This window comes from Streptomyces sp. R302, from assembly GCF_012927245.1.
Taxonomy (GTDB): Bacteria; Actinomycetota; Actinomycetes; order Streptomycetales; family Streptomycetaceae; genus Streptomyces.
This window is the reverse complement of the sequence record NZ_JABBGE010000006.1, coordinates 12709-24836: the sequence shown is the minus strand read 5'-3', so window position 1 is coordinate 24836 and position 12128 is coordinate 12709. Positions and strand designations below refer to the sequence as shown.

At 74.2% G+C, this 12128-nt stretch carries 11 protein-coding genes and 1 pseudogene; 11 read left to right on the top strand and 1 reads right to left on the bottom strand.

The annotated features are described in order from the left end of the window. Window positions 1-55: 55 nt before the first annotated feature. Window positions 56-514 carry a cyclic nucleotide-binding domain-containing protein gene (locus tag HHL19_RS19205; protein WP_169091270.1) on the bottom strand — a complete coding sequence of 153 codons (459 nt, stop codon included), beginning with the start codon at window positions 512-514 and terminating at the stop codon, window positions 56-58. A 220-nt stretch (window positions 515-734) separates the two neighbouring features. On the opposite strand from HHL19_RS19205, the gene HHL19_RS19200 reads away from it, so the two are divergent. From HHL19_RS19200 to HHL19_RS19150, 11 genes and pseudogenes are all read left to right on the top strand, one after another. Further along, window positions 735-1523 (top strand): amino acid ABC transporter ATP-binding protein, encoded by a 789-nt coding sequence (locus HHL19_RS19200; protein WP_169091268.1) that lies wholly within the window; start codon window positions 735-737, stop codon window positions 1521-1523. Window positions 1524-1542: 19 nt separating this feature from the next. Further along, complete coding sequence (locus tag HHL19_RS19195; RefSeq protein WP_169091266.1) at window positions 1543-2385, top strand: glutamate ABC transporter substrate-binding protein; 843 nt, start codon at window positions 1543-1545, stop codon at window positions 2383-2385. 10 nt (window positions 2386-2395) lie between these two features. Then, complete coding sequence (locus HHL19_RS19190; protein ID WP_169091264.1) at window positions 2396-3061, top strand: ABC transporter permease subunit; 666 nt, start codon at window positions 2396-2398, stop codon at window positions 3059-3061. Next, entirely contained in the window at window positions 3058-4035 is a 978-nt protein-coding gene (locus tag HHL19_RS19185) for an amino acid ABC transporter permease (protein ID WP_169091262.1), read from the top strand. The genes HHL19_RS19190 and HHL19_RS19185 overlap by 4 nt, the downstream gene beginning before the upstream one ends. 195 nt (window positions 4036-4230) lie before the next feature. Next, window positions 4231-6300 carry an NB-ARC domain-containing protein gene (locus HHL19_RS19180; protein WP_346768305.1) on the top strand — a complete coding sequence of 690 codons (2070 nt, stop codon included), beginning with the start codon at window positions 4231-4233 and terminating at the stop codon, window positions 6298-6300. 44 nt (window positions 6301-6344) lie between these two features. Beyond that, on the top strand, window positions 6345-7472 hold the full coding sequence (locus HHL19_RS19175; RefSeq protein WP_169091258.1) for a sulfite oxidase: 1128 nt from the start codon (window positions 6345-6347) through the stop codon (window positions 7470-7472). A gap of 72 nt (window positions 7473-7544) precedes the next feature. Continuing rightward, a complete protein-coding gene (gene nadE / locus HHL19_RS19170; protein ID WP_169091256.1) occupies window positions 7545-8375 on the top strand; it encodes an ammonia-dependent NAD(+) synthetase in 831 nt (276 codons plus the stop codon). A 79-nt stretch (window positions 8376-8454) separates the two neighbouring features. Continuing rightward, complete coding sequence (locus HHL19_RS19165) at window positions 8455-8850, top strand: VOC family protein (RefSeq protein ID WP_169091254.1); 396 nt, start codon at window positions 8455-8457, stop codon at window positions 8848-8850. A 63-nt stretch (window positions 8851-8913) separates the two neighbouring features. Beyond that, window positions 8914-10221, top strand: coding sequence for an alpha/beta fold hydrolase (locus tag HHL19_RS19160; RefSeq protein WP_169091252.1), 1308 nt, complete (start codon window positions 8914-8916; stop codon window positions 10219-10221). A 108-nt stretch (window positions 10222-10329) separates the two neighbouring features. Next, a pseudogene (locus HHL19_RS19155) lies at window positions 10330-11300 on the top strand (SIS domain-containing protein). After that, window positions 11297-12058, top strand: coding sequence for a PIG-L deacetylase family protein (locus tag HHL19_RS19150; RefSeq protein ID WP_169091250.1), 762 nt, complete (start codon window positions 11297-11299; stop codon window positions 12056-12058). The pseudogene HHL19_RS19155 and the gene HHL19_RS19150 overlap by 4 nt, the downstream one beginning before the upstream one ends. The last annotated feature ends 70 nt before the right edge of the window (window positions 12059-12128 follow it).

The window sequence follows — 12128 nt, the reverse complement described above, 5'->3', positions numbered from 1 at the left end:
GCGAGAGGCCGACGCCCGCGCGCGGGGCGCGTCAGCGCGTCAGCGCGTCTGCGCGTCAGGCCATGATGCCGCTGCCGTGCGGCGCGTACAGGTCGAGCAGCCGCACCCGCGTCACCTGGAGCCGGTGCGCCAGGATCGACCCGACCCAGTAGTAGACCGCCGACCCGAACTCCACGTCCGTGTGGCACATCGCCCGTACCGCCGTCGCGTCGAACTCGTACGCCCTGACGGGGGTCATCGCCTCCGCCCCCGACTGGCACAGATACGGCGGGAACAGCCAGGACAGGCCCACCAGCTCGCCGTGGCGCAGCGTCTCGATCACCGGCGCCCCCCGCCCCGGCACCTTGGCGTCCAGATTCACCGCGCCCGTCTTCACGATCCAGAACCGGTCCGCGTGCCGCTGCTCCTCGAAGAGCCGGTCACCGGAATCGAAGTAGACGTCCTCGGCGAAGGCCATCAGCCGCTCGCGGTGCTCCGCCGGCAGCGAACCGACCTTGGGTGCGGCACTCCTCATGACGGGCCCTCCTCCTCGCGCGTACGCCTCCGATTCCCAGTCTCCGCCCACCGCGCCCGGAACGCAGGCGGCGCGGGCGCGGGCTCACCCCACCGGCGGCAGACGCCGCCGGGGTCCCCCACCCGTCCCGGCGTGCGCCGGCACCCGGGGAGGCGGAGCATGAGACCGAGGAGGAAGCGGCACGAGGGGGCGTGAGCCAGGAGGGCGACAGGAGGGTGACATGCCCGTCCCGGAGGTCCCCGTCACCGAGCACGACCCCGTCGCGGGCGACGGCGACGCGCTCGTCGTGCTGCGCGGGGTCGACAAGTACTTCGGGACGCTGCACGTCCTCCAGTCCATCGACCTCACCATCCGGCGCGGCGAGGTCGTCGTCGTCATCGGCCCGTCCGGCTCGGGGAAGTCCACCCTCTGCCGCGCGATCAACCGCCTGGAGACCATCGACAGCGGCGAGATCCGGGTCGACGGCCGGCCGCTGCCCGCAGAGGGCAGGGAACTCGCCCGCCTCCGGGCCGACGTCGGCATGGTCTTCCAGTCGTTCAACCTCTTCGCCCACAAGACCGTCCTGGACAACGTCACCCTGGGACAGATCAAGGTCCGCAAGAAGGACCGGAAGGCCGCGGAGGAGAGGGCCCGTTCGCTCCTCGACCGCGTCGGCGTCGCCGCGCAGGCCGCGAAGTACCCGGCTCAGCTCTCCGGCGGCCAGCAGCAGCGGGTCGCCATCGCCCGGGCCCTCGCGATGGACCCGAAGGTGATGCTCTTCGACGAGCCGACCTCCGCCCTCGACCCGGAGATGATCAACGAGGTCCTGGAGGTCATGCGGCAGCTCGCCCGGGACGGGATGACCATGGTCGTCGTGACCCACGAGATGGGCTTCGCCCGCTCCGCCGCCAACCGCGTCGTCTTCATGTCCGACGGGCGGATCGTCGAGGAGGCCACCCCCGAGGAGTTCTTCGGCAACCCGCGCAGCGCCCGCGCCCGCGACTTCCTCTCCAAGATCCTCCACCACTGAGCCCCCACGGGGTGATCACATGAACCCGCTCAGGACCACCCGGACCCTCGTCGCCTCCGCGACGGCCGTCGTCCTCGCCCTCGGCACCGCCTCGGTCGCCCAGGGAGCCGTACCGGCGGACCACGACGACGACGATCAGATCACCATCGGCATCAAGTTCGACCAGCCGGGCATCGGCCTGAAGACCCCGGACGGCACCTACACCGGCTTCGACGTCGACGTGGCCACCTACATCGCGAAGCAACTCGGCCACGAGCCCGACCAGATCGTCTGGAAGGAGGCGAAGAGCGCCGACCGCGAGACCATGCTCCAGCGCGGCGACGTCGACTTCATCGCCGCCTCCTACTCGATCAACGACGAGCGCGCCGAGAAGGTCGACTTCGCCGGCCCCTACCTCCTCGCCCACCAGGACGTCCTGATCCGCGCCGACGACGACTCCATCAAGCAGCCGTCCGACCTGAACGACAAGCGGCTCTGCTCCGTCACCGGCTCCACCTCCGCGCAGAACGTCAAGGAGGAGATCGCCCCCGACGCCCAGCTCCAGGAGTACGGCGGCTACTCCGAGTGCCTGACCGGCCTGGAGAACGGCGTCATCGACGCCCTCACCACCGACGACTCGATCCTCGCCGGCTACGCCGCCCAGGAGGGGTTCAAGGGCAAGTTCAAGCTCGGCGGCTTCGAGCTGAGCAACGAGAACTACGGCATCGGCGTCCAGAAGGGCAGCGACCTCAAGGGCGAGATCAACACCGCTCTGGAGAAGATGGTCGAGGACGGCTCCTGGGACGAGGCCGTCGAGAAGAACTTCGGTCCGGCGAACTACCAGAACGAACCGGCCCCGAAGATCGGCGTGATCGTCGAGTAGGCCGGCCGCCGTGTTCGACTTCCTCGAAGGCTACGACCTCCTGGGTGCCTTCTGGGTGACCGTCCAGCTCACCTTCTGGTCCGCCCTGGGCTCCCTCGTCTGGGGGACGCTGCTCGCCGCCATGCGCGTCGGCCCCGTCCCCCTCATGCGGGGCTTCGGCACCGCCTACGTCACCATCGTCCGCAACATCCCCCTCACCGTCATCATCGTGTTCACCTCCCTCGGCCTCTTCCAGACCCTCGGGATCAGCCTCGGCGCCGACCGCTTCACCACCATCAACTTCCGGCTCGCGGTCCTCGGCCTCACCGCCTACACCAGCGCCTTCGTCTGCGAGGCGCTGCGCTCCGGCATCAACACCGTCCCCCTCGGCCAGGTCGAGGCCGCCCGGGCGATCGGCCTCAGCTTCCCCCAGATCCTCCGGATCATCGTGCTTCCGCAGGCGTTCCGGTCGGTCGTCGGCCCGCTCACCAACGTCCTCATCGCGCTCACCAAGAACACCACCGTCGCCGCCGCGATCGGCGTCGCCGAAGCCGCCCTGCTCATGCGGGAGATGATCGAGAACGAGGCCCAGCTGATCCTCATCTCGGCGATCTTCGCCTTCGGCTTCATCTGCCTCACCCTGCCCACCGGCCTCCTCCTCGGCCGGCTCGCGAAGAAAGTCGCGGTCAAACGGTGAAGCGCGCCTCCAAGCCCGCCAAGCCCGCCAAGCCCGCCAAGCCCGCCTCCAGGCCCCGGACGAAGGCGAAGGACGAATCCGCCACCGTCCTCTACGACGTCCCCGGCCCCCGCGCCCGCCGCCGCAACCTCCTCTGGACGCTGCTCTTCCTCGCCGCCCTCGCCGCCGTCGTCTGGTGGGTGATCGCCGGACTCGACGCCAAGAACCAGCTGGAGGCGGAGAAATGGGAGCCGTTCTTCACCGACGGCCGCGTCTGGGAGACGTATCTGCTGCCCGCCCTGAAGAACACCGTCATCGCCGCCGCCCTCGCCATGGTCCTCGCCCTGCCGCTCGGCGCCTTCCTCGGCATCGCCCGCCTCTCCGACCACCGCGCCGTCCGCGGCGTCGCCGGCACCGTCGTCGAGTTCTTCCGCGCGATCCCCGTCCTCATCCTGATGCTCTTCGCCAACGCCGCCTACGCCGAGTTCACCGACATCAGCCCCGAGACCCGCCCCCTGTACGCGGTCGTCACCGGACTCGTCCTCTACAACGCCTCCGTCCTCGCCGAAGTCGTCCGCGCCGGCATCCTCGCCCTCCCCGCCGGCCAGACCGACGCGGCCAAGGCCATCGGCATGCGCAAGGGCCAGACCATGGCGTACGTCCTCCTGCCCCAGTCCGTCACCGCCATGCTGCCCGCCCTCGTCAGCCAGCTCGTCGTCATCGTCAAGGACACCGCCCTCGGCGGCGCCATGCTCGGCTTCGCCGAACTCCTCGCCTCCGTCCGCCCCCTGAGCGCCAACTACGGCGCCAACACCATCGCCTGCTTCACCGTCGTCGCCGTCCTCTTCGTCCTCCTCAACGTCGCCCTCACCACCTTCGCCTCCTGGCTCGAACGCCGCCTGCGCCGAGGCAAGCGCACCACCGGAGCCGTCGTCACCGCCGAAGCCGTCGAGGACCTCGCCACACCCGGAGAACCCACCGGCCCCAAGCCGTGACCACACCGTGGGCCCGCCGCCACCCGGGCGTGCGACACCGCGCCCGACACGGCACAGCGTCCTGACCCTGGACCGCGAGTCGACCCGGGAGGAGTTCGAGGACGCGGCCCGCGACGCCTGCTGACCCCGCCTCCCGATCCGTGACGAACCGACGTCACGGGAGCATTCGGGCCGGACATGAGGGACACTGCTCCCGTGCGTGGACATCTACCGGACGAGAACCCGGGTTTCACAGGCCGCCGCACGGAACTGACGCGCATCACCGCCGCGTTGGCGGAGCACCGCCTCGTCACCGTGACCGGCGTCGGCGGCGTCGGCAAGACCCGGCTCGCGCTGCGCGCCGCCCACCGCGTGCGCCACCGCCACCCGGACGGCGCCTGGTGGACCGACCTCGGACAGCTCGACGGCGAACGCCTCCTCGTCGCCCTCGTCTCCGACTCCGTCGACCTCGCCGACCACACCCCCGGCACCGACACCGGCGCCCTCCGCCGACGGCTCGCCGAATCCCGCCTCCTCCTCGTCCTCGACTGCTGCGACCACCTCGCCGACGCCTGCGGCCGGCTCGTCGGCGAACTCCTCGACGCCGCCCCCGGCCTCACCGTCCTCGCCACCTCCCGCCGCCCCCTCGGCGTCACCGGCGAGCACACCGTCCTCCTCGACCCGCTGCCGCCCGCCGGCGACGACGCCCTCGCCCTCCTGACCACCGCCACCGGCGAGGAACTCCCCGCCGGACCCGCCGCGGAGATCTGCGTCCGCCTCGAAGGCATACCCCTCGCCCTGGAGCTCGCCGCCGCCCAGATCCGGCTCCAGGGCGCCGAAGCCGTCCGCGACCAGCTCGGCAGCCGCCTCACCGCACCCCACGGGGCCCGCTTCGACCTCCTCGCCCACCCCGGACGCGTCTGGCCCGCCCGCCACCGCACCCTGCGCGCCGCCATCGGCTGGAGCCACGAACTCGCCGACCCCCTCGAACGGCTCCTCTGGGCCCGCCTCTCCGTCTTCCGCGGCCCCTTCGACCTCGCCACCGCCACCGCCGTCTGCACCGGCGGCCCCCTCACCCCCGACACCCTCCCCACCGCCCTCGCCGGCCTCGTCCGCGCCTCCGTCGTCCGCCCCGCCGACGGCGCGGGCCGCCACCGCCTCCTCGACACCATCCGCGCCTACGGCGCCGGCTGGCTCGACCGGCTCGGCGAGACCGGCACCGTCGCCGACCGGCACGCCGCCCACTTCGGCGCCCTCGCCGCCCAGGGCCGTACCGCCTGGCACGGCCCCCGCCAGCTCCCCTGGCACCACGCCGTCGACACCCACCACACCGACCTGCGCACCGCCCTCGACCACCTCCTGCGCACCGACCCCGACGCCGCCCTCGACCTCATCGGCTCCGTCGCCTTCGCCTGGTCCTGCCGAGGCCGACTCCGCGAAGCCCGCGCCGGCCTCGAACAGGCCCTCCGGCTCAGCGAGGCACGCGGCCGCGCCCGCACCCGCGCCCTGTGGGCCCTCGGCTTCACCCTCGTCCTCCAGGGCGACCTCGGCCCCGCCCAGGACGCCGGCGAACGCTGCGCCCGCGAAGCCCGCCACACCGAGCACCCGCCCGAACGCCCCTGGGCGCCCTCGGAGCCGTACGGCCCCGGCGAGCTCACCCTCGACGCCGCCGCCCTCGCCGGCCTCCTCGCCCTCACCACCGGCCGCGCCCGCGCCGCCCTCGTCGTCGTCGACCAGGTCCTCGGCTCGGCGCACGGCAGCACCGCCGGCTCCGCCGCCACCCTCCGCTGCCGGCTCGTCCGCGTCTTCGCCCTCACCGGCCTCGGCCGCCTCGCCGAGGCCCGCACCGACGCCCTCGCCCTGCGCGCCCTCTGCGACACCCTCGACGAGCACTGGACCCGCACCGCCCTGGAGTACCAGCTCGCCCTCGCCGGCCTCCTCGAAGGCGACCCCGCCACCGCCGCCGACCACGCCCGCGCCATGCTCGCCGGCACCCGCGCCCTCGGCGCCGGCCTCGCCACCGCCCTCGGCCTCGACGTCCTCGCCACCGCCCACGCCGCCGCCGGCGACGGCGAACGCGCCGCCGACGTCTCCGGCACCGGCGAGGCCCACTGGCGGGCCACCGGCCAGCCCCGCCGCGGCCTCCCCGGCCTGCGTGCCCTCCACGCCCACCACACCGCCGGCGTCCGCGCCGCCTTCGGCGAACCCGCCTACGAGGAGATCTTCCTCCGCGCCCTCACCGACCGCCCCCAGGCAGGCCTCGACCGCGCCCTCCGCACGACCTGACCGCCCACCGGGCGGACCCGCCCCGCACGGCGCACCATGAGGACATGGACCGCACGCCGGGCGACCTCGGTGCCGTCAGCGGACCGGCACGCCTCGCCGGACCCGACGAGGGCCTCACCCCGCAGGAACTGGCCCTCGCCACCCGCAACCACGGACTCCCGCTGGAAGCCCTCCGGTACGACGTCACCCCGCCCGGCCTCCACTATGTCCTCGTCCACTACGACATCCCCGCCACCGCCCCCGACGACTGGCGGCTCACCCTCGGCGGCCGGGTCCTCCGCCCGCTCGACCTGGACCTCGACGCCCTCCGCGCCCGCCCCGCCACCACCCGCCGCGTCACCCTGGAGTGCGCCGGGAACGGCCGCGCCCGGCTCAGCCCCCGCCCCGTCAGCCAGCCCTGGCTCGTCGAGGCCGTCGGCACCGCAGACTGGACCGGCGTCCCCCTCGCCGCCCTCCTCGCCGAGGCAGGCCCCGCCGAGGACGCCGCCGAGGCCGTCTTCACCGGCGCCGACCACGGCGTCGAACGCGGCGTCGAGCAGGACTACCGCCGCTCCCTGCCGCTCGCCACCGCCGCCGACCCCGCCCGCGACGTCCTCGTCGCCTACGCCATGAACGGCGCCCCGCTGCCGCCCCAGCACGGCAGCCCGCTCCGGCTCGTCGTCCCCGGCTGGTACGGCATGGCCCACGTGAAGTGGCTCCGCGACATCACCCTCACCGCCACCCCCTACACCGGCTTCCAGCAGACGGCCGCCTACCGGCTCCGCCAGGAACCCGACGAGCCGGGCGAACCCGTCACCCTCATCGCACCCCGCGCCCTCATGGCCCCGCCCGGCTTCCCCGACTTCCTCTCCCGCGCCCGCGTCGTCCGCCCCGGGCCCGTCCCCCTCACCGGCCGCGCCTGGTCCGGCCACGGCCCCGTCACCCGCGTCCAGGTCAGCGAGGACGGCGGCGCCGCCTGGACCGACGCCGAGGTCGCCCACGACCCCGCCCACCCCTGGGCCTGGGCCGCCTGGCACACCACCTGGAACGCCACCCCGGGCCTGCGCCACCTCACCGTCCGCGCCACCGACGCCACCGGCCGCGTCCAGCCCCTCGCCGCACCCTGGAACCGCGGCGGCTTCGCCAACAACCTCGTCCAGCGCGTCGAGGTGCTCTGCGCCCCGGGCCCCTGACCAGGCACGCGCACCGCACCCCGTAAAGTCGGAACCGTCGCCCGCACCCCTTCCGACGACGAGGAGCCCTCCGTGACCGACCCGGCGCCCATCGCCCGCCAGCAGCAGATCGCCCGGGAGCTCCAGGTCCCCGAGATCTTCGACCCGCTCGTCGAGATCGAGCGCCGGGTGGCCTTCCTCGCCGAGCGCCTCACCACCACCGGACTGCGCTCCCTCGTCCTCGGCATCAGCGGCGGCGTGGACTCCACCACCGCCGGCCGGCTCTGCCAGCTCGCCGTCGAGCGCGCCCGCGCCGCCGGCCACGAGGCGACCTTCTACGCCATGCGCCTGCCGTACGGCGTCCAGGCCGACGAGCAGGACGCCCAGACCGCCCTCGACTTCATCCGCGCCGACCAGGTCCTCACCGTCGACGTCAAGGCGGCCAGCGACGCTGCCCTCGACGCCGCCAGGACCGCCGGCGTCACCTTCCGCGACGCCCACCACGAGGACTTCGTGCACGGCAACATCAAGGCCCGCCAGCGCATGATCGCCCAGTACGCGGTCGCCGGCGCCCACGACGGCCTGGTCGTCGGCACCGACCACGCCGCCGAGGCCGTCTCCGGCTTCTTCACCAAGTTCGGCGACGGCGCCGCCGACCTCGTCCCGCTCACCGGCCTCACCAAGCGCCGCGTCCGCGCCGTCGCCGCCGAGCTCGGCGCCCCCGCCTCCCTGGTCTGGAAGGTCCCGACCGCCGACCTGGAGACCCTCGACCCGGGCAAGCCCGACGAGGACGCCCTCGGCGTCACGTACGACGACATCGACGACTTCCTGGAGGGCAAGCCGGTCGCCGAGGCCGCCCACGCCTCCATCGTCCGCCGCTACGAGCTCACCGAGCACAAGCGGCAGCTGCCGATCGCGCCCTGAGCCGTCCCGAGCGTCCCTCGCCGAACAGGCGGATCCTGGAAGGGGAGCCCCGTCACCCGGGGCCCCGGAAGGGAGCACCATGTTCGGCGAGACGACGGCGTACAGCAGCTTCTCGGTGGACGACCTGGACGCCGCCCGGCAGTTCTACGGCGACCGGCTCGGCCTGGCCGTGGAGGACACCGGGACCGGCGACATGCGGATGCTGTTCCTGACCCTGCCCGGCGGGGCCCGGGTCTTCGTCTACCCCAAGGAGAACCACACGCCGGCCTCCTTCACCGTCCTCAACTTCGAGGTCGACGACATCGACCGGGCCGTCGACGACCTGGTCGCCCGGGGCGCCACCTTCGAGCGCTACCCGGAGTTCGAGGCCGACGAGAAGGGCGTCGTCCGGGGCCCGGGCGAGGGCGGCCCGGCGGGCATCGCCTGGTTCACCGACCCGGCCGGCAACGTCATCGCGGTGATGCAGGCCTCCTGAGCCCGCCACGCCGGTCCGTGATCCACTAGGGGTGACCGCGCAGGAACACCCGCAGGAGCACCGTTGACCACCTACCGTCAGCCCGGCGTCGTCGTCACCGACCACCACTTCCCCGTCCCCCTCGACCACACCCGCCCCGACGGCGAGCAGATCGAGGTGTACGGCCGCGAGGTCGTCGCCTCGGGTCTCGGCGACCGGGACCGCGAGCGGCTCCCCTGGCTGGTCTACCTGGAGGGCGGCCCCGGCTTCGGCGCCCGCCGGTTCATCGGCCGGCAGGCGTGGCTCGGCCGGGCCGTCCGCGAGTTCCGGGTCCTCCTGCTCGACCAGCGCGGCACCGGCCGCTCCACGCCCGCCAACCGCCAGACCCTCCCGCTGCGCGGCGACGCCGCCGCGCAGGCCGACTACCTCGCGCACTTCCGCGCCGACGCCATCGTCCGGGACTGCGAGCTGATCCGCCGCCGCCTCACCGGCGGCGCCCCCTGGACGGTCCTCGGCCAGAGCTTCGGCGGCTTCTGCGCCGTCCACTACCTGTCCACCGCCCCCGAGGGCCTGGAGCGGGTCCTGATCACCGGCGGCCTGCCGTCCCTCGACGCCACCGCCGACGAGGTCTACGCCGCCGCCTATCCGCGCGTCCGCCGCAAGAACGAGGCCCACTTCGCCCGCTACCCGCGCGACGCCGAACGCGTCCGCGCCGTCGCCGCCCACCTCCTGGAGCGCGAGGTCACCCTCCCCGGCGGCGGCCTCCTCACCGTCGAGGCCTTCCAGTCCCTCGGCATCCTCCTCGGCTCCGGCGAGGGCACCCACCAGCTCCACCACCTCCTGGAGGGCGCCTTCGTGCCGACGCCCACCGGGCCCGCCCTCGCCGACGCCTTCCTGGAACAGGTCCAGGCCCACCTCTCGTACGCCGGCCACCCGCTGTACGCCGTCCTCCACGAGGCCATCTACGCCCAGGGCCAGGGCCCCACCGACTGGGCCGCCGAGCGGGTCCGCGCCGACTTCCCCGAGTTCGACGCCGCCGGCGCGCTCGCCTCCGGCGCCCCCGTCCTCCTCACCGGCGAGACCGTCCACCCCTGGCACTTCACCACCGACCCGGCCCTCCGCCCGCTGCGCGAGACCGCCGCGCTCCTCGCCGGACGGGACGACTGGACACCGCTGTACGACCCCGAGCGGCTGGCCGCCAACCGGGTGCCGGTGGCCGCAGCCGTCTACCACGACGACATGTACGTCGACACCGCCCACTCCCTGGAGACCGCCCGGGCGATCCGCGGGCTGCGCACCTGGGTGACCGACGAGTTCGAGCACGACGGCGTCCGTGCGGGCGGCCCGCGCGTCCTCGACCGCCTCCTCGCCCTCTCCCGCGACGAACTCTGACGGGCGGGCGTACGGGTACGGCCCCGGGTCCGGCGCGCGCGAAAGTCCCAGCGCCGGACCCCGATCGCCCATGGTCCCGGCCCGTCACGGGCGGCTAGAACTCGGTGCATGAGCGCACACGTCACCGCCGAGATCGCCGGCCAGCCCGACTGCTGGCGCCGCGCCGCCGCCCTCGCGGGCCCGGTCGCCGACCGGCTGCCCAAGCCCGGCGAGCGAAGCGAGATGGGGGTCCCCCGGACGGAGTCTGGGGGAGGGTCGCCGTCGTCGGCTGCGGCACCTCGTACCTGATCGCCCGCGCCTACGCGGCCCTGCGGGAGTCCCTCGGCGCGGGCGAGACCGACGCCTTCCCGGCCTCCGAGCGGACCCCGCTCGGCCGGGGGTACGACCGGATCGTGGCCCTCACCCGCTCCGGTACCACTACCGAGGTCGTCGACCTCCTCGGCGGTGCGGCGGGCCGCCTGCCGGCCCTCGTCCTCACCGGCGTCCCGGACAGCCCCGCCGCCCGCCTCGCCGACCACGTGGTCGACCTCTCCTTCGCCGACGAACGCTCCGTCGTCCAGACCCGGTTCGCGACCACGGCCCTCCAACTCCTGCGCGCCGGGCTCGGGGTGGACCTCGCCCCCTCCCTCGCCGACGCCGAGCTCGCCCTGTACGAGCCGCTGCCCGAACACTGGCTGAGGCGCGTCCAGTTCACCTTCCTCGGCACCGGCTGGACCGTCGGCCTCGCCGACGAGGCGGCGCTCAAGATCCGTGAGGTGGCCCGCGCCTGGACGGAGTCGTACCCGGCGATGGAGTACCGCCACGGCCCGATCAGCGTCAGTGACCGGACCAGCCTCGTCTGGTGCCTCGGCCCCGTCCCGGCCGGGCTGCGCGAGGAAGTCGAGTCCACCGGCGCCCTGTTCACCGCCGACGCCGTCGACCCGGTCGCCGCCCTCGTCCGCGCCCAGCGGCTCGCCGTCGCCCTCGCCGCCCGGCGCGGACTCAACCCCGACCGCCCCCGCCACGTCTCCCGCTCCGTCATCCTCGCCGGAGCGTTCCGCCCGACCGCGGCCGACGCGGCCCGTATCCTGCGGGCATGATCGACACCGAAGCCACCGACCCGCCGGAGCTGCCGGAGCTGCCGGGCGACTGGCGGCGCGCCCTCGCCGTCGTCGCCCACCCCGACGACCTGGAGTACGGCTGCGCGGCGGCCGTGGCGAGCTGGACCGACGCCGGCAAGGAGGTCGTCTACCTGCTGGTCAGCCGGGGCGAGGCCGGCATCGACACGCTCGCCCCGGACGTGTGCGGCCCGCTGCGCGAACGGGAGCAGCGGGCGAGCGCCGCCGTCGTCGGCGTGGACACCGTCGAGTTCCTCGACCACCGCGACGGCGTCATCGAGTACGGCATCGCGCTGCGCCGCGACATCGCCGCCGCGATCCGCCGCCACCGCCCCGACCTCGTGGTGACCCTCAACCACCGCGACACCTGGGGCGACGGTCCCGGCGCGCCCCGGAACACCCCCGACCACGTGGCCGTGGGCCGCGCCACCCTCGACGCGGCGTCGGACGCGGGCAACCGCTGGATCTTCCCCGAGCTGACGGAGCGGGGTCTGGAGCCCTGGGACGGCGTCCGCCACGTCGCCGTCGCCGCCTCCAGCACCCCGACCCACGCCGTCGACGCGGGTCCCGGCCTGGAACGCGCCGTCGAGTCCCTGCTCTGCCACCGCGCCTACATCGAGGCCCTGACGGACCAGGAACCGGAGGAGTACGTCGGGGAGTTCATGACGTCCGCCACCGCCCGGGACGCCGCCCGCTTCGGCGGCCGCCCGGCGGTGACCTTCGAGGTCTTCCCCCGCTAGGCCGTGTCTTCCGGATCATGCCGGGCCCGCGGCGCCTGGCACCGCGCCTCGCCGCGTTGTCGTCAGTTGC